This window comes from Aliiroseovarius sp. PTFE2010, assembly GCF_049943335.1.
In the GTDB taxonomy this organism is placed as follows: Bacteria; Pseudomonadota; Alphaproteobacteria; order Rhodobacterales; family Rhodobacteraceae; genus JBNFVY01.
Genome location: NZ_JBNFVY010000002.1, coordinates 173,318 through 196,985, shown reverse-complemented (window position 1 = coordinate 196,985; position 23,668 = coordinate 173,318). Strand labels below are relative to the sequence as shown.

General features: G+C 61.1%; 17 protein-coding genes and 1 tRNA gene. 6 read left to right on the top strand and 12 right to left on the bottom strand.

What is annotated here, in order from left to right:
• The first annotated feature begins 127 nt into the window (after positions 1–127).
• Genes puuE through ACP2AV_RS04785 form a run of 3 tightly spaced genes read left to right on the top strand, consistent with a single transcriptional unit; the run spans position 128 to position 3,492 of the window.
• Positions 128–1,540, top strand: coding sequence for an allantoinase PuuE (gene puuE / locus ACP2AV_RS04795; protein WP_426371786.1), 1,413 nt, complete (start codon positions 128–130; stop codon positions 1,538–1,540).
• A complete protein-coding gene (locus ACP2AV_RS04790) occupies positions 1,537–2,019 on the top strand; it encodes an ureidoglycolate lyase (protein ID WP_426371543.1) in 483 nt (160 codons plus the stop codon). The genes puuE and ACP2AV_RS04790 overlap by 4 nt, the downstream gene beginning before the upstream one ends.
• A 60-nt stretch (positions 2,020–2,079) precedes the next feature.
• Positions 2,080–3,492: a uracil-xanthine permease family protein gene (locus tag ACP2AV_RS04785; RefSeq protein ID WP_426371542.1), complete on the top strand. Its 1,413-nt coding sequence runs from the start codon at positions 2,080–2,082 to the stop codon at positions 3,490–3,492.
• Between the two features lie 231 nt (positions 3,493–3,723).
• Here the strand turns inward: ACP2AV_RS04785 and ACP2AV_RS04780 are convergent, their stop codons facing one another.
• The 7 genes from ACP2AV_RS04780 to ACP2AV_RS04750 form a co-directional block, all read right to left on the bottom strand.
• Positions 3,724–4,557: a bifunctional allantoicase/(S)-ureidoglycine aminohydrolase gene (locus tag ACP2AV_RS04780; protein WP_426371541.1), complete on the bottom strand. Its 834-nt coding sequence runs from the start codon at positions 4,555–4,557 to the stop codon at positions 3,724–3,726.
• Between the two features lie 170 nt (positions 4,558–4,727).
• Positions 4,728–6,899 (bottom strand): malate synthase G, encoded by a 2,172-nt coding sequence (locus tag ACP2AV_RS04775; RefSeq protein WP_426371785.1) that lies wholly within the window; start codon positions 6,897–6,899, stop codon positions 4,728–4,730.
• Positions 6,900–7,423: 524 nt separating this feature from the next.
• Positions 7,424–8,704: an amidohydrolase family protein gene (locus ACP2AV_RS04770; RefSeq protein WP_426371540.1), complete on the bottom strand. Its 1,281-nt coding sequence runs from the start codon at positions 8,702–8,704 to the stop codon at positions 7,424–7,426.
• A complete protein-coding gene (locus tag ACP2AV_RS04765; protein WP_426371539.1) occupies positions 8,704–9,648 on the bottom strand; it encodes an ABC transporter permease in 945 nt (314 codons plus the stop codon). The genes ACP2AV_RS04770 and ACP2AV_RS04765 overlap by 1 nt, the downstream gene beginning before the upstream one ends.
• 3 nt (positions 9,649–9,651) lie before the next feature.
• Positions 9,652–10,701 (bottom strand): ABC transporter permease, encoded by a 1,050-nt coding sequence (locus tag ACP2AV_RS04760; protein ID WP_426371538.1) that lies wholly within the window; start codon positions 10,699–10,701, stop codon positions 9,652–9,654.
• Positions 10,691–12,238: an ABC transporter ATP-binding protein gene (locus tag ACP2AV_RS04755; protein ID WP_426371537.1), complete on the bottom strand. Its 1,548-nt coding sequence runs from the start codon at positions 12,236–12,238 to the stop codon at positions 10,691–10,693. Before ACP2AV_RS04755 ends, ACP2AV_RS04760 begins: the two co-directional genes overlap by 11 nt.
• Entirely contained in the window at positions 12,239–13,270 is a 1,032-nt protein-coding gene (locus ACP2AV_RS04750) for a BMP family protein (protein ID WP_426371536.1), read from the bottom strand.
• Between the two features lie 619 nt (positions 13,271–13,889).
• Here ACP2AV_RS04750 and ACP2AV_RS04745 point away from each other — a divergent pair.
• Positions 13,890–16,619, top strand: coding sequence for a cation-translocating P-type ATPase (locus tag ACP2AV_RS04745; protein WP_426371535.1), 2,730 nt, complete (start codon positions 13,890–13,892; stop codon positions 16,617–16,619).
• Positions 16,620–17,211: 592 nt separating this feature from the next.
• On the opposite strand, the gene ACP2AV_RS04740 is transcribed toward ACP2AV_RS04745, so the two are convergent.
• The 5 genes from ACP2AV_RS04740 to ACP2AV_RS04720 all read right to left on the bottom strand — a co-directional run bounded on the left by ACP2AV_RS04740 (position 17,212) and on the right by ACP2AV_RS04720 (position 22,459).
• Positions 17,212–17,286, bottom strand: a tRNA-Glu gene (locus tag ACP2AV_RS04740).
• 111 nt (positions 17,287–17,397) lie between these two features.
• The gene (recJ, locus tag ACP2AV_RS04735) at positions 17,398–19,140 is read right to left on the bottom strand and encodes a single-stranded-DNA-specific exonuclease RecJ (RefSeq protein ID WP_426371534.1); all 1,743 of its coding nucleotides are present in this window, start codon (positions 19,138–19,140) and stop codon (positions 17,398–17,400) included.
• 271 nt (positions 19,141–19,411) lie between these two features.
• Positions 19,412–20,374 carry a class II fructose-bisphosphatase gene (gene glpX / locus ACP2AV_RS04730; protein WP_426371533.1) on the bottom strand — a complete coding sequence of 321 codons (963 nt, stop codon included), beginning with the start codon at positions 20,372–20,374 and terminating at the stop codon, positions 19,412–19,414.
• A gap of 485 nt (positions 20,375–20,859) precedes the next feature.
• Positions 20,860–22,149, bottom strand: coding sequence for a homoserine dehydrogenase (locus ACP2AV_RS04725; protein WP_426371532.1), 1,290 nt, complete (start codon positions 22,147–22,149; stop codon positions 20,860–20,862).
• A 73-nt stretch (positions 22,150–22,222) separates the two neighbouring features.
• The gene (locus ACP2AV_RS04720; RefSeq protein WP_426371531.1) at positions 22,223–22,459 is read right to left on the bottom strand and encodes a hypothetical protein; all 237 of its coding nucleotides are present in this window, start codon (positions 22,457–22,459) and stop codon (positions 22,223–22,225) included.
• A 99-nt stretch (positions 22,460–22,558) separates the two neighbouring features.
• Between ACP2AV_RS04720 and ACP2AV_RS04715 the strand changes: the two genes are divergently transcribed.
• Positions 22,559–23,146: a TetR/AcrR family transcriptional regulator gene (locus ACP2AV_RS04715; protein ID WP_426371530.1), complete on the top strand. Its 588-nt coding sequence runs from the start codon at positions 22,559–22,561 to the stop codon at positions 23,144–23,146.
• Complete coding sequence (locus ACP2AV_RS04710; RefSeq protein ID WP_426371529.1) at positions 23,143–23,646, top strand: hypothetical protein; 504 nt, start codon at positions 23,143–23,145, stop codon at positions 23,644–23,646. The genes ACP2AV_RS04715 and ACP2AV_RS04710 overlap by 4 nt, the downstream gene beginning before the upstream one ends.
• Positions 23,647–23,668: the final 22 nt, after the last annotated feature.

Genomic DNA, 23,668 nt, shown 5'->3' with positions numbered 1-23,668 from the left:
CTGTGCATTTCTAACCCGTTTGCAGGGTTCATGACAGGTCGGGTCTGTCCGAAGGCTGCTTCCTGTTTTTTTTGAAAAACAATTGGCGTCTACTGGGGTATGAATGAAGGAGCAAAAGGGAATTCACGTGTCAAGATATCCGCGAGACATGACCGGCTACGGGGGGCAGTGGCCTCGCGTGACGTGGCCGGGCGGTGCCAAGATCGCCGTTCAGATCGTGCTGAACTATGAAGAAGGCGGCGAAAACAACATCCTGCATGGCGATGCTGCATCCGAGGCGTTTTTGTCCGAAATCACCGGGGCGGTGCCTTGGCCGGGGCAACGTCACTGGAACATGGAATCCATCTATGAATATGGCAGCCGCGCCGGGTTCTGGCGGGTGCACAGCCTTTTGCAGGACATTCCGATCACGGTCTACGGGGTCGCGACCGCGCTGGCCCGCGCGCCGCTGCAACTGTCTGCAATGCAAGCCGCAGGTTGGGAAATCGCCAGCCACGGGCTGAAATGGATCGAGCACAAGGACATGAGCGCTGATGAAGAACGCGCCCAGATCCGCGAGGCGATCCGCCTGCATACCGAGGTTGTAGGGACCCCGCCGCGTGGCTGGTACACGGGGCGTTGTTCGGTCAATACCGTGGACCTGGCCGCCGAAGTCGGCGATCTGGCCTATATTGCTGACAGCTACGCCGACGATCTGCCCTATTGGGTAAAAGCGGGCGGGAAAGACCAACTGATCGTTCCCTATACGATGGACTGCAACGACATGCGGTTCGCGATTCAGGCGGGTTTCACCACGGGTGACCAGTTCGAAAGCTATCTGAAGGACAGTTTCGACATGCTGTACGCCGAAGGCGAGGCAGGGGCGCCAAAGATGCTGTCCATCGGTTTGCATTGCCGCATTGCCGGTCGTCCGGGGCGGGCCATAGCGTTGAAACGCGCACTGGATCACTTCGTGCAACATGACGGCGTCTGGTTCGCGACCCGCGAACAGATCGCCGATCATTGGGCCCGCGAACATCCACCGTTGGCAGGGCTCAGACCGTCAGAGATGGACAAAGCAACCTTTGTGTCGGAATTCGGCGGGGTTTACGAACACAGCCACTGGATCGCCGAAGGTGCGTATGAACTGGAACTGGGGCCGTCTCACGACAACGCCGCGGGCGTTCACAATGCCTTGGCGCGTGTGTTTCGATCTGCGTCAAAGGACCGACGGTTGGGCGTTCTCAACGCACACCCTGACCTGGCGGGGAAACTGGCGGCAGCGGGCCGGTTGACCAAGGAAAGTTCCGGCGAACAGGCCGGGGCCGGGCTGGACATGCTGACCGACAAAGAGCGCGAAACCTTCCAGAAACTCAACGCCGACTATGTGGCACGTCACGGGTTTCCCTTCATCATCGCGGTGAAAGACAACACCAAAGCCAGCATCCTTGAGGCCTTTCATCGGCGCATCGGCAACGACCGGGACGCCGAGTTTGCGGAGGCCTGCCGCCAGGTTGAACGGATTGCCGAGCTGCGCCTGAAAGAGAAATTCGCAACATGAGCCGGACCGTTCCCGCCGCACCGATCTCGCAAGACGCCATACGTGGGCTTGCGGAATTGATTGACGCAAGCGGGGAAGCGGACAAGATCATCAACCGGGGGTATTGCGGCCGTTTCCACGACCGCGCGTCGCTTGATATCGCTGGCGATGTCGGGATCAGCCTTTTCAAATCGGCGGCTTTCCCGATGCCGTTCACGCTAGAGATGATGGAGCGTCATCCACTCGGAAGCCAAGCATTTTTGCCAATGCAGGACGGCGAATATCTGGTGGTGCTGGCTGGGGACAACAATGGGGTTCCGGACCGGCCGCGTGGCTTTATCGCAGGCTCCGGACAGGGCGTGAACATCGGTCGCAACGTCTGGCACGGGGTGCTGTGCCCCTTGTCGGGCCCCGGTCTTTTCGCGGTCGTTGACCGTGTCAATGACAGTCCGAACCTGGAAGAGCATTGGTTCGACGAACCATACGTCATCGTAAGATAAACTTTTAACAAGCGCCGGATAGTGAACCAGCGCACGCATCACTAGGGAAGGACAGACGCCATGTCGGATGCATCCATCGGAACGCCGGAGCAGCTGCGCGATCCAAATTACACCCCGCCAATGGCCAAGGCGGTTCCGCTTGGGATCCAACACGTGTTGGCGATGTTCGTATCGAACGTTACCCCGGCGATCATTGTGTGCGGGGCAGCGGGTTTCGGCTTTGGTTCGAACAGCCCTGACTTTCCACAGATGATCTACATGATCCAGATGTCGATGTTCTTTGCTGGCGTAGCCACATTGTTCCAGTCGATCGGCATCGGCCCGTTGGGCGCACGTCTGCCGATCGTGCAGGGCACCAGCTTTGCGTTTATCCCGATCATGATCCCTCTGGTCGCCGGCAAAGGGGTGGACGCCATTGCCGTTCTGATGGGCGGCGTTGTCGTGGGCGGCCTGTTCCACGCCTTTCTGGGGCTCTTCATCGGGAAGTTGCGCTTTGCCCTGCCACCGCTGGTTACCGGGCTTGTGGTCACGATGATCGGCCTGGCGCTTGTCAAGGTCGGCATCCAGTATGCCGCTGGCGGTGTGCCAGCAATCGGCACCGAAGAATATGGCTCTGGTCTGAACTGGTTCATGGCCGGAACGGTGATCGTTGTTACCCTTGGGCTGAGTTTCTTTGCCCGCGGGATGCTATCGGTTTCGGCGGTTCTGATCGGTTTGGTGGTCGGCTATATCGTCGCTTTTGCTCTGGGCCAGGTCAGCCTTGAAAGCGTGAGCCGTGCGGCGCCCTTTGCCCTGCCGAACCCGCTGCATTTTGGTATCGAATTCTCGGTCGCGGCGATCATCGGTTTCTGTGCGATGGCCTTTGTCTCCGCCGTTGAAACCGTTGGCGACGTTTCGGCGATCACCAAAGGTGGCGCCGGGCGCGAGGCGACGGACAAGGAAATTCAGGGGGCGACCTTTGCCGATGGTCTGGGCACGGCAGTTTCGGGCCTGTTCGGTGCGCTGCCCAATACGTCGTTCTCACAAAACGTGGGCCTTATCGCAATGACCGGTGTCATGAGCCGCATGGTCGTGACCCTTGGCGCGCTCTTCCTGATCATTTGCGGCCTTATCCCGAAAATCGGTGCTGTGATCTCATCCATCCCGATCGAGGTGCTGGGCGGCGGGGTGATCGTGATGTTTGGCATGGTCGTTGCCGCCGGCATTTCGATGCTGTCGGACGTGAACTGGAATCGCCGCAACATGGTGATCTTCGCGATTGCGCTGTCGCTGGGTCTGGGGCTGCAGCTTGAGCCGAATGCGCTTCAGTACCTGCCGGGAACTTTGAAAGTTCTGGCCACGTCGGGCATCCTGACAGCGGCTCTCATCGCGATCATTCTGAACCTGCTCTTGCCCGAAGATCTTCCGGGTGGCGGCGCCGAAGACGCCTTGGCCGGCATGGTTGTGCATCCCCCAAAGGATGAGCACGTTTGACGATCATCTGCTGACGCGCCAAGCGTCTATCGCGAACATAACGCAGAGCGGCGCATTGCTTGCGCCGCTTTGTATTTTTTGGCCCCTGCATCGCGGCCGCTGGTCGCGGCGTTGTGGCCGGTGCCAACGTATCGACGCTGGTCCACGCGGACATTGCGCCAACCTTTGAACTGGCTTTGATGATCGGTCGCAGCGTTACTTGGCCGAAACCTTGATGCGCGGGTGCTGCGGTCAGGCTGTTGCACCGGGCCGCAGTGCCATATGCCGGTTGACGTCCTTGTAAAGAAGATAGCGGAACCGGCCCGGCCCGCCTGCATAGCAGGCCTGCGGGCAGAAGGCGCGCAACCACATGTAATCGCCTGCCTCGACCTCGACCCAGTCGGTGTTCAGACGGTAAACCGCCTTGCCTTCCAGAACGTAAAGCCCGTGTTCCATCACATGGGTTTCCATGAAGGGGATGACAGCGCCGGGTTCGAAGGTAACGACGTTCACATGCATGTCATGCCGCAGATCGGCCGGATCGACGAAGCGGGTGGTGGCCCACTTGCCATCGGTGCCAGGCATCGGTGTTGGCGCGATGTCGTTTTCATTCAGCACAAGAACGTCCGGCGTGTCCAAGCCCTCTACCGCCTCGTAGGTCTTGCGTATCCAGTGGAAGCGAAAAACCTCATCGGCGCGATTGCGCAGGACCCAGCCGCTTGAGGGCGGCAGGTATGCGTATCCGCCGGGGGTCATTTCGTGCGTCTGTCCGTTTACTTGCAGCGTGGCGGTCCCTTCGACGACGAACAGAACCCCTTCGGCCCCCGGATCGGTTTCCGCACGATCCGACCCACCGCCCGGCTGCACTTCCATGATGTATTGCGAAAAGGTCTCGGCAAAACCGCTGAGTGGCCGCGCCAGCACCCAGAGCCGGGTATCGTCCCAAAACGGCAGGAAGCTGGTGACGATGTCACGCATCGTGCCTTTCGGGATAACCGCATAGGCATCCGTAAAGACGGCGCGATCAGTGGCAAGCTGCTTCTGATCCGGATGGCCCCCGTGCGGCGCGAAATACTTGGTGCTCATGGATGCTCCTGACGGCGACGTGCGATTTGGTTGGAATATGCGCTTCGATCCCGTGCGCAACCACCCGCAAAGACGCAACAGCTCTCTTCGGGAAGTTTTGAAAATCAGCGTTATACGCGCAAGGTTATCGCCACAAGCGGCGCGTATCGCCCAAACCGTTTCGTGGTTGTTCAGCCCGCCATTTTGGCTTTCAATTCCAACCGCCGGGCATGCAGGACAGGTTCCGTATAACCCGACGGTTGGGCGCATCCTTCGAAAACCAGGTCGCATGCGGCCTGGTATGCGATCCCGTCAAAACCGGGTGCCATCGGCGTGTATTGCGGATCATCTGCATTCTGACGATCCACGACCCGGGCCATCTGCTGCATCACTTCTGACACCTGTTGGCGATCCACGACCCCATGATGCAGCCAGTTTGCTATGTGCTGCGCCGAGATCCGGCAGGTCGCGCGGTCCTCCATCAGGCCCACATCGTTGATGTCCGGCACCTTGGAACACCCCACGCCCTGATCAATCCAGCGCACCACGTACCCCAAAATGCCTTGGGCGTTGTTTTCAACCTCATGGCGGATTTGTTCGGGTGTCCACTGGCGGTAGGCTGCAAGTGGTATGTCCAGCAGAGCATCGACATAAGCGCGGCGCCCACCCTTGGCCAGCGCCGCTTGCACTGCCATCACGTCCACCTTGTGATAATGCGTGGCGTGCAACGTGGCAGCCGTGGGGTTGGGCACCCAGGCACAATTGGCGCCGGCGCGCGGATGTTCGATCTTTTGCTCGAGCATCGCTGCCATTTCGTCGGGAACCGTCCACATGCCTTTGCCGATCTGCGCCTTGCCCGACAGGCCGCATTCCAGACCGATATCGACGTTCTGGTCCTCATAGGCGGTGATCCATCCCTTGCGCTTGATGAAGTCCTTGCGACTGAATGGCCCGGCCTCCATCGAGGTGTGGATCTCGTCCCCGGTCCGATCAAGAAAGCCGGTGTTGATAAAGAAAACCCGATGCTTGGCCGCCCGGATGCATTCCTTGAGATTCACGCTTGTGCGGCGCTCTTCGTCCATGATGCCCAGTTTCACGGTATGGCGCGGCAGGTTGAGTGCATCTTCGACGGCGCCGAACACCTTGTTCGCAAACGCGACTTCTTCGGGGCCGTGCATCTTGGGTTTCACGACATAGACCGACCCGTAGAGCGAATTGCGCGCACCGTCGGTCTTGATCAGATCGTGCATGGCGATCACCACAGTGATCATCGCGTCCAACAGGCCTTCGAATACCTCATTGCCATTGCGGTCCAGAACCGCCGGGGTCGTCATTAGGTGGCCCACATTGCGCACCAGCAATAGCGCCCGCCCCTTGAGCGAGAGTGATCCGCCACCGGGCGCAGTGAATGGGCGGTCGCCGTGAAGGCGGCGCGTCATCGTCTTGCCGCCCTTGTCGAAGGTTTCTTCAAGATCGCCGCGCATCAGCCCAAGCCAGTTGCGGTAGGCCACAACCTTGTCTTGTGTATCCACGCAGGCGACGGAATCTTCCAGATCGATGATCGCGGACATCGCCGATTCAAGCACAACATCCGCCAACCCCGATGGCGATTTCGCCCCGATCGGGTGCGTGGCATCAAAGACCAGTTCGACATGCAGACCATGGTTGCAGAGCAAAACGGACTGGGGGGATTGCGGATCGCCCTTGTAGCCAGCGAAAGCACCCGGGGACTTGAGAGGTGAGCCATCCACAAGCAGTTGACCCCCGGACACGGCATATTGCGATGCTTTGGCGTGGCTGGTTGTCTCGATCGGGAAAATTTCGTCGAGAAACACCGCAGACCGCGCCACCACCCGTGCGCCGCGCCCGTCATCGAATGCTCTGCCCTGTGGCGGCGGCCCCATTGCGTCGGTACCATAAAGGCAATCGTAAAAGCTGCCCCATCGCGCGTTGGCCGCATTCAGGACAAAGCGTGCATTGTCGGACGGCACCACCAGCTGCGGGCCGGGAACCGATGCAATCTCGGGGTCGGTGTTTTCCGTTTCGATCACGAAATCCGGACCCTCTGGCACGATATAACCGATCCCTTCCAAAAAGGCCTTGTAGCCGTTCGGATCGTGCGGCCCTTGGCGATTGGCAATGTGCCAAGCGTCGATCTGGGCCTGAAGATCGTCGCGTTTTTGCAAAAGGGCCCGGTTGAGCGGCGTGAACTCGTGAACGATATCGGACAGTGCGCCCCAGAATTGATCGGCCGAGATGTCCAAACCTGCCAGGGCTTCGTCCTCGACAAACCGGCGCAATTGCGGATCAACGGTCAATTGACCTTTGGAATTCGAGGCGCGGCCTGTGCTTGGGTTTGGCATGACGGCTTCCTTTTGCAGCGTTGCTGGATCGGTCGGGTACGGGTGGACACGGAATTGGGCGTTCATGGCGTTTCTAGCAGATACGGCGCGCAAAACTGTTTCAAAAAACAAGATACACCTTCAAGGGTGTGCGAATACTGTCAGGTCTGGGCGAACCTTCCGCCGTGTGTCGTGCGGCGGCTATGGATTGGCGCTGAGGGCAGGCGCCCACGCTGGGCCGCGTTGCGTGCCGGCCAGATCATCTTGGCCGCGCGCGAACCGAATATTTGTTTTCATCCTAACCGGGCCTCGCCGGGTCAACAAAACCGCGATTTGCGAGGCGTGGCGCAGTTGCGCTGCACCCCTCGGGCGGCTTCGGTTTCACCTGCGCGCAACAAAAATGGGCCGGGCGGGAAACCCGAATGAGCTGCGAAGCCGACACGCGCTGACCTTGGAAAAGCCCGGCGCGGATAAATGGCATCGGGCAACCGCAAGGGCTGAATGACAGGGCGCGGTCAGCCAGCGCAGGGCGGATCTGACGGCCCCTAGTTGGTGCGTGCGTGCCGCCGACGCACCGTCGAAGGGCGGCCCGGGATCGACAACGCGGCATCCTCACGTGGCATCCGGCTGACGATCTTGCCGTTCGAAATCACGGCAAGGCGCGCTGGACGCAGGCGTAGCGCTTCGATCGGGGTGGCGGCGTCCAGCACGACCAGCGATGCGCGTTTGCCCGGCGCAATGCCATAATCGCGAAGCCCCAGGATACGGGCATTGTGATGGGTTACCATGTCGAAACAGCGCGCCATTTCCTCGGGGCTGGTCATTTGCGCCACATGCAGGCCCATGAAAGCCACGTCGAGCATATCCGCCGTGCCCAGCGAATACCACGGATCCAGCACGCAATCCTGCCCCCAGCCCACGGTGATGCCGTGGGCCTGCATTTCCTTGACGCGCGTCAGGCCGCGCCGTTTGGGATAGCTGTCGTGCCGCCCTTGCAAGGTGATATTGATCAACGGATTGGGGATGGCCGCGACCCCGGCTTCGGCCATCAGGGGCAAGAGTTTCGAGACATAGTAGTTGTCCATCGAATGCATCGACGTCAGATGACTGCCCGCGACCCGGCCCTGCAGGCCCAGTCGCTGCGCTTCGAATGCCAGGGTTTCGATGTGACGGCTGAGCGGGTCGTCGGTTTCATCGCAATGCAGATCAACCATCAGCCCGCGCGCGGCCGCAAGTTCACACTGTTCGCGGATCGATGCCGCCCCATCGGCCATAGTGCGTTCGAAGTGCGGAATTCCCCCCACCACGTCAACGCCCATGTCGAGCGCGCGGATCGTGTTGTCGCGCGCGGTCGGGTCGCGGTAGAAACCGTCTTGTGGAAAGGCCACCAGTTGCAGGTCGAGATAGTCGCGGACACGATCGCGTACCTCGAGCATCGCTTCGACGCCCAACAGTCGGTCGTCGCAGGTGTCCACGTGACTGCGGATGGCAAGCAGACCCTGACTGACAGCCCAATCGCAATAGGTCAGGGCGCGTTCGACCATTTCGTCCTTGGTGACGATCTGCTTGAGTTCCCCCCACAGCCCGATGCCTTCCAGCAGCGTGCCCGATGCGTTGATGCGTGGCAGCCCGTAAGAAAGCGTCGCATCGAGATGGAAATGCGGATCGACGAAGGGCGGGCTTACCAGATCGCCCGACGCCTCGATGACCTCGGCGGCTTGGGCGCCGGACAGGTCTTCGAGAGCTGTGATCGTTTCGCCCTTGATCCCGATATCGGCGCTGCGCCCATCGGGCAACGTGCCGCCTTTGACGATGAGATCGAACATCAGCGTTCTCCTTTATTGAATGGCACCATCAGCGCTGCGGGCACCTCGGCCCGGCGCGACATGACGATGAGCGCCAGAATAGACAGGATATAGGGCATCATCAGAAAGACCTGATAGGGAATATCGGCGCCAAGCGGCGTCTGCTGCACCCGGATCTGAAGTGCGTCGAAAGCGGCAAACAGGATCGCGCCCAACAGCGCCTTGCCGGGTTTCCATGCGCCAAATACCACGAGCGCGATGCAGATCCAGCCGCGCCCGTTGACCATTTCAAAGAAGAAGCTGTCGAAGGCCGACATGGTCAGAAATGCGCCGCCCACGGCCATCAGCCCGCTGCCCACGATCACCGCGCCCATCCGGATTCCGGTAACCGAAAGACCCTGCGCCGCGACAGCCGATGGGTTTTCGCCGGCTGCCCGCAGCGCAAGACCAAGCGGCGTACGATAGAGCACCACCGCCACCACACCCACCAGAATGAACGCCAGATAGGTCAGAGGTGTCTGCGCGAAAAGCGCCGGGCCGATCAGCGGAATATCGGACAGAAGCGGGACTTCAAATGGTTGGAACGCATCGATCTTGGGCGGGCTGGTCACCTCGGGCAGGGCGACGCGATATGAATAATAGGTCAAAGATGTCGCCAGCAGCGTGACGCCAAGGCCCACCACGTGCTGCGACAGGCCGAACGGCACGGTCAAAAGGCTGTGGATCAACCCGAACAGCATTCCCACCGCCATGGCAACCGCCACCCCCGCCCACAGGCCGGTGCCGGAATAGACCGCCATCCATCCCGCAAAGGCCCCGGCGACCATGATGCCCTCAATCCCCAGGTTCAGAACGCCGGCGCGTTCGCAGATCAGCTCGCCCAGGGTCGCAAAGATCAGCGGGCTGGCGATGCGGATCGCGGCGGTCCAGAAACTGGCTGAAAGCAGGATTTCAAGGATGTCCATGGGCTATTCCCTCACCACGCGGAACCGGGTCAGCAGGATCGCCAGAACCATCAGCAGAAGTGCGCTCGCCAGCATGATGTCGGCAAGATAGCTGGGCACTTCGACCGCGCGGCTCATGCTGTCGGCGCCGACAAAGATACCCGCCACGAACAACGCCGCAGCCACCACGGCCAGCGGATTGAGAAGCGCCAGCATCGCCACGGTAATGCCGGTGTAGCCATAGCCCGGGCTAAGATCGAGCGTCAGGCTGCCTTTCAGCCCGGCTACTTCGGAAAAACCCGCAAGCGCCGCAAGCCCGCCGGACAGCAGCGCCGTCTTGATCAACACGCGGTTGACCGGAATCCCGGCAAAGTCCGCAGCCGCGCGGTTGAGGCCCACGGCGCGCATTTCGTAGCCCAGCGTTGTGCGCCGTTCGATCACCCACACGACGACCGCGGCAAACAAGGCCAGCGCGAAGCCCCAGTGCAGGCGCAGCCCTTCGAAGATGCGGGGCAGGCGTGCTTCGGGCACAAGACGTGCCGATTTGGGCCATCCCATGCCCATCGGATCCTTCAGCGGTCCTTCCAGCAACAACGAGATGAACAGCAGGAAAATAAAGTTGAACAACAGGGTTGTTACCACTTCGTCGACACCGAAACGCACCTTGAGAAGGGCCGGCACCAAAAGCACCAGCGCACCCGCAAGCATCGATGCGACCACCAGCGCGGGTAGCAGCGCGACGGCCCCCCACTGCAACATGCCGGTGCCCAGAACCACGGTCATGAGCGCGCCGGCATAAAGCTGCGCTTCGGCCCCGATGTTCCACAGACGCGCCCGGAAGGCGACGGCCACGGCAAGCCCGGTAAAGATAAGTGGCGTGGCCCGGTTGAGCGTTTCAAGAAGGGCGAATTTTGTCCCGAACGCCCCTTTCAGGATCAGGCCAAGCACCGAAAACGGATTGGCCCCTGCAATCATGGCCAACAGCGAAGCGATCACCACGGTGGATCCGATGGCGATCACAGGCGGCAATGTCGTGCGGCAGAGTGTGGGGTTGGCCACCGGTTCAAGACGCATGAGCGGCTTCCTCTTCAAACCCTTGCCCGGCCATCCAGCCCCCTATTTCGGCCGGCGTCATCGTTCCACGTGCAAATCCCGGCGACAGGCGCCCTTCGCAAATGACGTGGATCACGTCTGACAGGGCCATGATCTCATCTAGGTCCTCTGATATCAGCAGCACTGCCGCGCCCCGGTCGCGGGCGGCCAGAAGTTGCGAATGCACGTAGTTGACCGCACCGATGTCCAGGCCGCGCACCGGCTGGTTGGCTAGAATGATGCGCGGATTTGCCTCTAGTACGCGACCGAGGATCAGTTTTTGCATGTTCCCGCCCGACAACAGCCTGATTGGCGTGCCCGGTCCGGGGCAGCGCACGTCATAGGTTTCGATGATCTCGCGCGCGAACGCTTCGGCCTGGGGCCAGTTCATCACGCCTGACCGACTGTAGGGTTGCCGGCCATAGGATTCCAGGATCGCGTTTTCTGTGAGGTCAAATTCAGCGATGGTGCCGGTCTTGTGCCGGTCTTCGGGGATGCGGGCGATACCCGATTGGACCGCCGCGCGGGGGGACCAGTTTTCAAGCTGCGCGCCATCCAGTTCCAGCCGGCCCGATGCTGGCCCGATCAGCCCGCCGATCAGTTCGGCCAGCGCGCCTTGTCCGTTGCCCGAAACCCCCGCAAGCCCCACGATCTGCCCTGCGTGCAGCGCCAGTGAAACCTTGCTCAGCCCCGGTGCGTTGCCGCGCGGCGGGGTCGTGACCTGGCGTAGGTGCAAAAGCACGTCACCTGGGTGTCCGGGCGCTACCTTGGGCGCCGATACGTCGGCCCCGACCATAAGCGCGGCCAGCGTTTCCTTGTTCACATCCGCGATGGGCCGTTCGGCGACCAGACGGCCGTGCCGCAGGATCAGGACGCGGTCGGAAATCGCCATGACCTCGTGCAACTTGTGCGAGATGAACACCACCGACAGGCCAAGCTTGATCGCCTTGCGCAGGGTCGCGAACAGTTCTTCGGTTTCCTGCGGGGTCAGCACGGCGGTCGGTTCGTCCAAGATCAGAATGCGGGCATCGCGGTACAGCGCCTTGAGGATTTCGACCCGCTGACGTTCGCCAACCGTCAGGCTGCTGACCTTGGCATCGGGATCAACCTTCAGGCCGAAATCACGGGCCAGCTTGCCGAGTTTTGATCGCGCCGCCGCCCGGTCAAGTCGCAGTGACAAGAGCGGTTGGGTGCCAAGAATGACGTTTTCCAGAACGCTCATGTTGTCGGCCAGCGTGAAATGCTGGTGCACCATGCCAACCCCGGCATCCAGCGCGGCGCGCGGGTTGCCGGGCGGCAAAAGCTGGCCGAAGACTTCGACGGTGCCCTCGTCGGCCGTGTACTGGCCGAAAAGGATGTTCATCAGCGTGGTCTTGCCCGCGCCGTTTTCGCCCAAAAGGGCAATCACCTCGCCTTTACGCAGCGACAGGCTGACCGCGTCATTCGCGACCAGCTTGCCGAAACGCTTGGTAATGGAATCGAGGCGCAAGACAACCTGCGCCGACTCTGCAATCGACATTTACGAGGACTTGGGTTCTTCGTCGTTGATTTCGACCACGAACTCTCCGGACGTGATCTGGTCGGTACGCTGCTTGACGAGATCCAGCGCCGCTTGTGGCACCTTGCCTTCGAACGTGCCGAGCGGGGCCAGTGACGCGCCGCCTTCCTTCATGAAGGAATAAAGACCGTAATCGGCTGCGGTGAATGTGCCGGCGTTCACTTCGGCGATGGCCTTGTCCAGTGTGGGTTCGAAGTGCCAGATCGCCGAGGCGACGACGGTGCCCGGGTAATCGGCCTGGGTGTCGATTACGTTGCCGATGGCAAGGATGCCCTTTTCCTGCGCCGCGTCTGACACACCGAACCGTTCCGCATAGAGCATATCGGCGCCGTTTTCGATCATTGCAAACGCTGTTTCCTTGGCCTTGGGCGGATCGAACCAGCTGCCGATGAAACTGACCTGGAATGTGGTGTCAGGGTTCATCTCGCGTGCGCCGGCCATAAAGGCGTGCATCAAGCGATTGACCTCGGGGATCGGAAAACCGCCGACCATGCCGATATTGCCGGTTTCCGTCATCGCGCCCGCGATGATACCGGACAGATATGACGCATCCTGGATGTAGTTGTCGAATACGGCAAAGTTGGCCAGCGAGTCGTCCGGCTTGAAGCTGGACCCCATCAGGAAAGCGATGTCGGGGTATTCGGCGGCCACCTCACGGGCCTCTTGCTCGACGGCGAAAACCTCGCCCAAGATCAACTGAAAACCCTGCTCGGCATATTCGCGCATGACGCGGGCGTAGTCGGTATTCGATACATTTTCGGAAAACACATAGTCGATGTCGCCGCGCTCTTTGGCGATGCTGGCGGCCTTGTGAATGCGGCTGACCCATTGTTGTTCAACGGGCACGGTGTAGATGCCCGCAACCTTGAGCGGCTCGGCCGCCTTCAAAGCCCCCGGCACGCCCGCCGCCACGACAAGGGCAATGCCCGCAGTGGTGCTGAGAAACTTCCGGCGGGAAAGGCCGATCACCCTGGTTTTTCTTGTGTGCGTCATGAAACTGATCCCCCTGATTTGCGAGGCATGCCTCGATTGTTTGACCAAATGGCAAAAGAATTCGGATAGTTTCCAGTAGAAGGCAGCGCCATGCGCCGAGTCCAGAACCAAGGGATGACAAACTGTGCAGAACACCGGCGTTTGCCTGAAAAACAGGCGTGCAGGGGGCGGGGGATGGTACAGCATGGCCAGAAAACGGAACTGATTTGTCCTGGCGTTCTTTGTCCTCGCGTTCGTCGGATCGACCTGGCCTGGCTTTCCAAAGCTCTGTCGTTGCGCGCGCCGGATCAGCCCGGGCCGCTGGTTTGTGAATAGTTGCGCCGATCAAGCGGTATCGGCGGGCCAGTGTCATCTGAGGGCCAGTGTCGAAAATCCGCCGCCAAGGTGTTCGTACAAACGCTGGTGGCTCGAACTTCTGGCCAATGCGATGCAGACCGCTTTCGTGTGAAATTCGGGCATGAGCGATGGCGCCATCGCTGGTCTCGGAAATGGGCATTTGCCAAGCCAAAGCAGCGGAATACCTCTGCGTCAGATCCAATTCGCGATATGATCCTTGTCAATGCATGCGAGGCGTGATCGCTTTAGTGAAAGCTCTCAAGTTGCGATGCAGAGGTCCAAAATGGACACCCAAACAAAACAAACAGTGCATTCTGGAAAAGACGTTGAGATCGCCCAACACTTCGGGGTCGACCCCAAGGTCGGTCTTAGTGAATCCGAAATCGCGGCACGGCGCCAGAAATATGGTGTCAACAGCCTTCGACGTCACGCGACGCAGAGTCCGCTGTCCATCCTGCTTCACCAGTTCAAAGGTGTCATTGTCTGGTTGCTGGGCGCGGCGGCAGGATTGTCGCTGTATTTGGGTGACCTGGTCGAAGCTGCAGCGATCGGCGTCGTGCTGCTGATCAATGGGGCCATCGGTTTCATCACCGAATTGCGCGCGGCGCGGTCCATGGAAGCGCTCCACAAAATCGCTCAGGTCAAGACGCGGGTGCGCCGCGATGGGCAGGATCGCATGGTCGATGCGCAGGATCTCGTGCCGGGCGATATCGTGCTGCTCGAGGCGGGCGATATCGTGACGGCGGACATGCGCTTGCTGACGGCTTCGGGCCTGCATGTCGACGAATCCGTCCTGACTGGCGAATCGATGCCTGTGGCCAAGCAGACCGAAGAACTGCCCGAAGATACCGTGATCGCGGAACGCGCGAACATGGCGTTCAAAGGGTCGTCAGTGTCCCAAGGCAGCGCCGAAGCGGTTGTCACGGGGACCGGCATGGCAACAGAGTTGGGCCGGATCAGCGATCTGACCCGGACTGCCGAAGCGGAAAGCTCACCGCTCGAGCGCCGTCTGGATCGGCTTGGGCACAAGCTGGTCTGGCTGACCCTTGGGCTGACCTTGTTCATCATCGCCCTGGGCGTCTGGCGCGGATATCCGATCGCGCAGATGGTCGAGACCGGCGTCGCATTGGCCGTGGCAGCAGTGCCCGAGGGCCTGCCGGTCGTGGCGACGCTATGTCTTGCGCGGGGAATGTGGCGGATGGCGCAACGCAATGCGCTGGTGGCCCGTCTGTCGGCGGTCGAAACGCTGGGGGCGACAACGATCATCCTGACCGACAAGACCGGCACGTTAACGGAAAACCGGATGACGGCTGTCGGCATGCTCTTGTCTTCGGGCGATGTAGAGATCGATACGCAGGACCACAGGTTCGTGATGGATGGGGCGGCCATCGCCCTTTCGGACCAACCGGGTCTGGCCGAGGCGGTCAAGGCTGGGGCGATGTGCAACACGGCCAGCCTTGGTAATGGCGATCAACGCGCAGGTGATCCGATGGAACTGGCGCTCCTTGATTTGGCTCAGGCCGCCGGGCATCCGCGCGAAGAGATCCTGCAAGACAAACCCATATGTGCCCAACACGCCTTTGATCCGGACGCCAAGATGATGGCAACGGTCCACGACGGGCCCGATGGCATCGTTTTTGCCGTCAAAGGCGCGCCAGAGGAAGTTCTGGCATCCTGCGACCGGGTGCTGACAGAGGGCGGCGTCGTTTCGCTGGATGCGAGCATGCGCGAGGATTGGAGCGAACGTGCGCGCGCGGCGGCCGGCAGAGGGCTGAGACTGTTGGGGGTGGCAAGCAAAACAACAGATGATCCGGCGGCCGAACCCTACGAAGGGCTGATCCTGTTGGGCATGGTCTGTCTTTCCGATCCGATCCGCGCCGATGTGCCAGAGGCGATTGCCGCCAGCCGCCGCGCGGGTGTGCGGGTCGTGATGATGACGGGCGATCACGCCCAGACCGCCGCCGAAATTGCCCGGCAGGCGGGTCTGGCGGGTGAAACGATGAACGTGCTGACGGGCGCAGACATCCGCGAGATGGACCTCGACAATCCCACCGAGGCGGATCGGGCACGCATCATTGACACCGATGTCTTTGCCCGCGTCGCCCCGGCGGACAAGCTGAAAATCGTGACGCTTTATCAAAAGAGCGGCCAGATCGTCGCGATGACAGGGGACGGTGTGAACGATGCCCCTGCGCTGAAAAAGGCAGATATCGGCATCGCGATGGGCAAGCGCGGCACGCAGGTCGCGCGTGAAGCCGCCGAGGTCGTTTTGAACGACGATGCCTTCAGCACCATCATTGCCGCGATGCGCCAGGGGCGTGTGATCTTTGCCAATATCCGGAAGTTCGTGGTTTACCTGATGTCGTGCAACGTCAGCGAAGTGATGGTCGTGGGCGTTGCCGTGGGCGCCGGGCTGCCGACGCCACTTTTGCCGCTGCAAATCCTGTTCCTCAACCTGGTCACGGACGTCTTTCCGGCCTTTGCGTTGGGACTTGGCACGGGCGATGACACCGTCATGGACCGCCCGCCACGCGACCCGGCCGAGCCTATCGTCGACAATCGCCGCTGGGCGTATATTGCCCTTCTGGGGGCTGCGATCACCGTCGCGACCCTTGCCGCCTTTGTGCTTGCGCTGGAATGGCTGAACCTGGCCGTGCCCCAGGCGATCACGGTGGCCTTCCTTACACTGGCGTTGGCGCAGGTCTGGAATGTCTTCAACATGCGCACGCCTGGTTCGGGCTTCTGGTCCAACGAGGTTACGCGCAATATCTGGGTTTGGGGGGCCATTGCGCTGTGTCTGGGCATGATTGGCATCGCCCTCTGGCTGCCGGTCATGTCCGACGTCCTGAGCTTGCCTGACCCGGGCTGGAACGGGTTGGCGCTGGCCTTTGGGTTCAGCGCGCTGCAACTGGTGTTGGGGCAAATCGTGCTGTGGCTGGCCCCGCCGGAACGCGCTGTTCAGCATGATGCGTCGGCGCATTCGCCGGACGCGCGCAGGGAGCAGGCGGCATGATACATCAGAACATGCACCTCTGGCGTGCCAACGGACATTGATCCAAGCGCATATGCACGGGGCGTGCAGTCATCGCGGCCGACAATACCGCTCTTGACGAATTCGGCTGTGACGGGGCCTTGGGTGGTGTAAGTGCTAAGCGGATTATTCGCGGAAAAGCCGTGGCAGAGTCCCTGGTCGGCGGCCCACAGTGCGCAAATAAGCAATCGATGTGATCGGCGCCTGGCAAAGCGATTGCGCTAACCCTTTAGGGGGAAATGTCTCATGCGGTGGTCGGATAGGGCCGCAGAGTTGAGATACCTTCAAGGCCCTGAACGGGGCCAACACCGCCAACGACGATGTTCCTTAAACAGGCGTGGCAGGCATCTGTCCGCAACTTTTCCGGGTCAGCGCGACTGAAGATCGTGGGAGCGTGCCAAAACGTTTCGGTGTTTCGGACGAGTGTTTTTCAGCAAAGCAAGGTGAATGAACAGCTTGCTCACAGCTCAAATCGTTGCCCATCCAATTGAAACAGTCGTTTGCATTCGCTGGCGCAGTGCCGTCGCAATGTGTCAGGCGATTTGTGCTGGGGAAAATTGTGCAGAGAAAAAAGTGGCAGCCCGTAGGGGAATCGAACCCCTCTTTCCAGGTTGAAAACCTGGCGTCCTAACCGATAGACGAACGGGCCACTCTTGGTGTGGGGCGCTGAATACGCAAAGGCGGGGGCGCTGGCAAGAGGTAAAACGACCGAAAAACGCGCGTCATTCAAAAAATCTTGGCCAGCGTTCATAATGTCGACCTATGTGCACGGCGCGGCGTCCTCAAGGCGCATCTGGGGGGTCAAACGGCCATTCCAAACGTTGTTTTCCAACCGGCCGGCAAGATGAAAACGTTTTCCGCCGTGTGCATCCAGATTTGGCCCAAGCTGGCTGTCGAACGCCCCAAAGGAAATCGCCTCTAGCGCGTGTCCCATGCCATCAGAGAACCGGATTTTCAGGTGGTTGGCCCCGACCCGTTTCGCAAAGTCGATCTTCACGTCAGGAAAGACGAATCTGGGGGCAGGGGCCGAAGCCCCATAGGGCCCTGCCTTTTCCAGCTGATCGATCATTTCGACAGTTGCAGCGCCGGGCATCATCAGACCGGTCAACTTGAGGTCAGCGGGACCTGCGTCACCTGCACCCTGCTTTGCCAGCAGGTCGGACAGGCGGTCCATCGCGGGTTCGAGTTGATCGCGCATGACGGTCAGGCCAGCCGCCATCTTGTGGCCCCCCCCTTTGACCAACAGCCCCTCGGCGGCCAAACGTTGAATGCAGGCGCCCAGATCGACGCCCGGGATGGACCGCCCCGATCCCTTGCCTTCAGCGCCATCAAACCCGATCACGATCGCGGGTCGGTTTGTGGCCTCTTTCAGACGGGACGCGACGATACCGACAACACCGGGATGCCATCCTTCGGATGCGGCCCATACCAGCGGTTTGTCCAGACCGCGGGCCTCGGCCTGCTCCATCGCGGCGTCGCGGACCGCAGCTTCGATTTCGCGTCGTTCGCCGTTCAGCGCGTCCAGCCGTTCGGCAAGGCGCTGCGCCTCACGCGGATCATCGGTTGCCAACAACCGTGCGCCCAGATCCGCCTGTCCGATGCGTCCCCCGGCATTGATCCGCGGCCCCAGCAGGAACCCCAAATGATAAGACGTGGGCGCAGTGTCCATGCGCGCCACATCGCACAGTGCTGTCAGCCCAGGGCGTTCGCGCCGCGCCATCACGCTCAGCCCGGTGCGCACAAAGGCCCGGTTCACACCGATCAGCGGGGCAACATCGGCCACGGTCGCCAGCGCCACAAGGTCCAGCAAGCACATCAGATCAGGTGTATTGCGGGTCCCGCGCAGGCGACGGGTCACTTCGACCAAAAGTAAAAAGACCACAGCGGCGGCGCACAGATGGGCCAAATCGCCGGTTTCGTCCTGCCGGTTCGGATTGACCACGGCAACGCAAGAGGGCAGCGTTTCACCGCCCAGATGGTGGTCCAGAACGATGACATCCGCGCCGCGTGCGGCAGCAATCGCATCATGGCTCAGCGTGCCGCAATCGACGCAAATGATCAGATCGTGCGCGCGGGCAAGATCGGACATCGCAGCGTCGTTCGGTCCATAGCCTTCGTCGATCCGATCGGGAATATACAGTGTGCTGGCCAGGCCCATATCGCGCAGCCAGGTGATCAATAGGGCGGCAGAGGCGCCGCCGTCGACGTCGTAGTCGGCAAAGATCGCGATGCGCTCTTTCCGTTCAATTGCGGAAATGAACCGCACAGCCACCGCGCTCATGTCGCGCAGTACCATCGGATCGGGCAGCAGGGCCCGCAGCGTTGGGGCCAGATAAGTGTCGGCTTCATCCGCGCCGATGCCGCGTGCGGCCAGAATTCGGGCGATTGGCCCCGGCAGCCCGGTTTTCTGTTCCAGCGCTTCAGAAAGGCGGTCGTCCTCGGCCGACGGACCAACCCATCGGCGTCCGGTAAGCGAACATGAAACATCAAGGAAGTCAGCCATGGACCGGGTTTGCCCAAGACCAGAACGGATGGCAAGGCTTAGCTTGGGATTTCGTCGCCCCGGATTCCGCCGATGGCGCGCGGCTGGCAGACTGCACCGCGCAGCGGGCTGGCCGGCGCGCTTGTTACATGCCGGACCTAGCCTACCGGCGCGCTCTGGGCGCGCCAGTGTTCCAGCAAACGCTTGGCGGTCAACTGGGCGACAGGGTTAGTATGCGGTCCCCAAAGGGGTCATCGAAGCCTGTTTGGAAACCAATTCCCAACGCGTTCCCTTAGACCGGATTCCGGTAAACCATGCGCCGTACCGAACCGGTTTTCGAACGCATGAGGATCGTTTCGGTCTCCAAAAAGCCCGGCTCGCGTTTGATCCCTTTCACGACAGACCCGTCTGTCACGCCGGTGGCTGCGAAGATCACGTCCTGGGTCACCAGTTCATCGCGCGAGTACACCCTGTCCAGATCGGTGATGCCGGCCTTGGCTGCGCGAGCGCGTTCGTCATCATTGCGAAATAGCAGCTTGCCCCACATCTGGCCGCCCATGCATTTCAGCGCGCTTGCCGCCAACACGCCCTCGGGTGCGCCGCCCGATCCCATGTACATATCGATGCCGGTGATCTCGTGCTCGGCGCAGTGGATCACGCCCGCCACGTCCCCGTCAGTGATCAGGCGGATTGCTGCGCCGGTTGAACGCAGCTCTTCGATCATGTTTTCGTGGCGCGGACGTTCCAGCACACAGACGGTGATATCGTCATCGTTGCAGCCCCGCGCCTTGGCTAGTGCCGCCACGCGCTCTTTGGGCGACATGTCCAGACTGACGACGTTTTTGTTGTAACCCGGACCGATGGCCAGCTTGTCCATGTAAACGTCCGGCGCGTGCAAGAGCGTGCCGCGCGGTGCCATGGCAATCACGGTCAGCGCGTTCGGCATATCCTTGGCCGTCAGCGTGGTGCCTTCCAGCGGATCGAGCGCGATATCCACCGCCGGGCCTTTTCCGGTGCCCACTTCTTCGCCGATGAACAGCATAGGTGCTTCGTCGCGTTCCCCTTCGCCGATCACGACGACGCCTTGGATGTCCAGCATGTTCAACTGGTCGCGCATGGCGTTGACAGCGGCTTGGTCGGCCGCTTTTTCATCGCCGCGCCCCACAAGCTTGGCCGAAGCCATGGCCGCCGCTTCAGAGACCCGGGCCAAGCCCAGAGACAGCATGCGGTCGTTAAAGTCGATGGTGGCGGCCATGGGGAAATCCTTTGATGTGAACTTGTTGGCGCCTGTCTATCAGCCTGCTGCAAGCGCGAAAAGCCACTGCGCAGACGTTTGCGCTAACGCTTGGGCGCCTGTCATGGCTGGGGCGCATTGCGCCGCAAGGACTACCAACTTTGCTGATCAATGCCCCCACAGCGAGCCCAATTGTATCCCAGCAGGGCACGGTCGCTGACCCGCGCCTGCGTGGCCCAGTCCGCAAGCAGTCGCGAACAGACCGCCGGCAAGCGACCGCGAAGCATCAAATACGCCATCATCAGGCGTTGGAGCGCACCGGTCATGAGTGTTTTGATGCGGGAACAGTGTGGGCGCGCGCGGCCAGACGGTTGTCGCGGGGCGCAGGGGGGGGGTGGGCCATCCCCTAGCCACGTGCGATGGATCAGGCGGTCAAGCAAAGACCATTGGATACCAATGGCGCGATCCAAGGGCACTGATCAAGAACGAAAATTTCTGCCGACGGGTCAGACGTCTTCGATCCGGATCGCAACGGGCGCTGATGCGATCACCCCTGTGTCGCCCATCTTGGCAAGCGAGGCGTCGATTGATGCGCGGTCCGTCTTGTGGGTGACAAACAGAACCGGCGCGCTGTCCTGACGGTGGCCATATTGGTGCATCCGGTCGATGGATATTCCCTGTTCGCCAAGAACAGTGGCGATCTTGGCCAGTGCGCCGGGTTCATCCACGAGCGACATGCGCAGGTAATAGGGGGCGGGAATTGCCGTCTGTGCCGGCACGCTATCAGCCAGCCCTGAAGCGGGCCGTCCAAATGTCGGGGTGCGGAATCCGCGCGCGATGTCCATCACATCGCCCATAACGGCGCTGGCCGTCGGCCCTTCGCCTGCGCCTGCGCCGCGCAGCACGATTTGACCGACTGCGTCGCCTTCAAGCACTGTCATGTTGGTTGCGCCCTCGAGCTGGCCGAGGGGGGAGGCTGCCGGAACAAGGCACGGCTGCATGCGCTGTTCCAGGCCGCGCGGAGTCATTTGCGCCACGCCCAGCAGCTTGATGCGAAAGCCCATATCGGCGGCCTGCTCGATGTCCTCGATGGTGATCCGCTCGATCCCTTCCAGAACCATGTCAGAAAAGGCCACTTTCGTTCCGAATGCGATGGTTGCAAGCAGCGCCAGCTTGTGCCCCGCATCGATCCCGCCCACGTCCAGGGTCGGGTCGGCTTCCAGAAAGCCCAGCTGGTTGGCGGCATCGAAAACCTCGTCATAGCTCAGGCCTTCGTTTTCCATGCGCGTCAGAATGTAGTTGCAGGTGCCGTTCATCACGCCCATGACCCGCGTGACCTGGTTCCCGGCCAGCCCTTCGGTCAGCGCCTTGATCACAGGGATGCCGCCCGCGACCGCCGCCTCAAACCGGATGACGCGTCCGTTTTCTTCTGCCAATTCGGCCAAGCTCTGGCCATTGATCGCCAGCATTGCCTTGTTCGCAGTCACCACATCCTTGCCGGCGGACAATGCCGCTTCGGTCGCGGCCTTGGCCGGGCCGTCCGCCCCGCCCATGAGTTCGACGAACACATCCAAATCGTCGCGCCGCGCCAGCGCGACGGGATCATCTTCCCAGGCGAAGGGCTGGATCGACACGCCGCGATCCTTGTCGCGGTTACGCGCAGAAACAGCCGTGATTTCGATGGGCCGCCCGGCACGTGCGGCCAGCAGTTCGGCGTGACGGTTGACGATCCGCAGGGTGCCAACACCCACGGTCCCAAGACCGGCGATGCCGAGGCGCAGTGGGGCTTGTGTCATGTCGGTCTCCGTGGCGGTTTGGGGTCTGGGGGGTGTTAGCCAAACCGGCGCGCAGGCGCAATGCGGTAAGACGCTATTCGATCGGTGTGCCGCGCAAACGCTCGGCGCGGGCCCGCAGCGCCGCGGCACGGTTAGCAAGAGCGACCAGGCCTGCGTCGGTCTCTTCGGGCTCTGGCATCAATGTGCCGTCCAACGGCGCGATTTGCGGGTAGCTGGCCGCGCGCGCTGACGGGCTGATCGCCCGATCAAGATCGGGAAACTCTGCGCAGCCAGCCAGGACGGCAAGGAAAAGAAAGTGGCGAATGCGCATGGCGGCTCCGAATGATCTGGGTGAGATATAGCGTTTGTTGGATGCCTCCAGCAAGGTGGTCGCACTTGCACTGAACGATCGTTCAGTTAACAAGTCTGTATGGCAAGAAAAACAGGCTCTCATTCTGAAAAGACTGCTCCAAAGGTACGCGATGCCGCCTTGCGCCTGTTCGCCAAGCAAGGATTCGCTGCCGTTTCGATGCGTCAGATCGCGCGCGAAGTGGGCGTTCAGGCGGGCGCACTATATCTTTATACGCCCGACAAGCAGACATTGCTGTTCGACTTGATGCGCACGCATATGACCGATTTGCTTGAGGACTGGGCGCAAGAGCCGCGCGGCAATACCCCGACAGAGGCATTGCAGGCGTTTACCCGGTTTCACATCCGTTTCAACCTGGCGCGCGCGGATGCGGTCTTTATTTCCTACATGGAGCTGCGGAATCTGACACCTGACAACTTTGCGGAAATCGAACGGCTGCGAAAACGCTACGAGGACAGTCTTGAGAAAATCTTGGCCGAAGGTGATGCGGTGGGCGAATTTTCCACCCCGGACACCAAGTTGGCCATGATGGCGGTTATTGCCATGCTGACGGGTGTCAACACGTGGTACCGTGAGGGCGGGCGGCTGAGCCGCGACCGTGTGGAACGCATCTATTGGAATATGGTACGTCGGGCAGTAGGGGCATGATGACACAGACCGAACAAAGGCATGTTGTGGCTGCACTGACACCTTCGCCCATGCGGCGTGGCGCAGCTGTTGTCGTACTGGTGACCCTTGGCGGGCTCAGCATAAATCTGGGCGTGGCAGCTGGTGACGCATCCGCCCTTGCGCGTTTGGCGCTTTGCGCCTTCGGGGCGGCAGCGGTCTGGCTGGCCGTGAAGTGCTGGCGGGCCACGGCGCACGGGATCGTGTTGCACAGCGATGGGACGATCGGAGAAGGCGGGGCTGGCGGGCAGGCCCTGGTTCACGTGTCACAAATCCAGTCCATTGCGCGCGGTCCGTTCGCATCCAAGCCATCGCAAGGGTTCACGCTGGTCCTGAACGACAAGCAACCACTGGCATGGGCGCCGGGCCTGTGGTGGCGCGTTGGTAAACGATTGGGTCTTGGTGGGGTAACGCGCGCACACGAAGGCAAGATTATGGCCGAGGCGATTGAAATGATGCGGGCCGGTCTGGGGCCGAAATGAAAACCCCGGCCGTGGGCCGGGG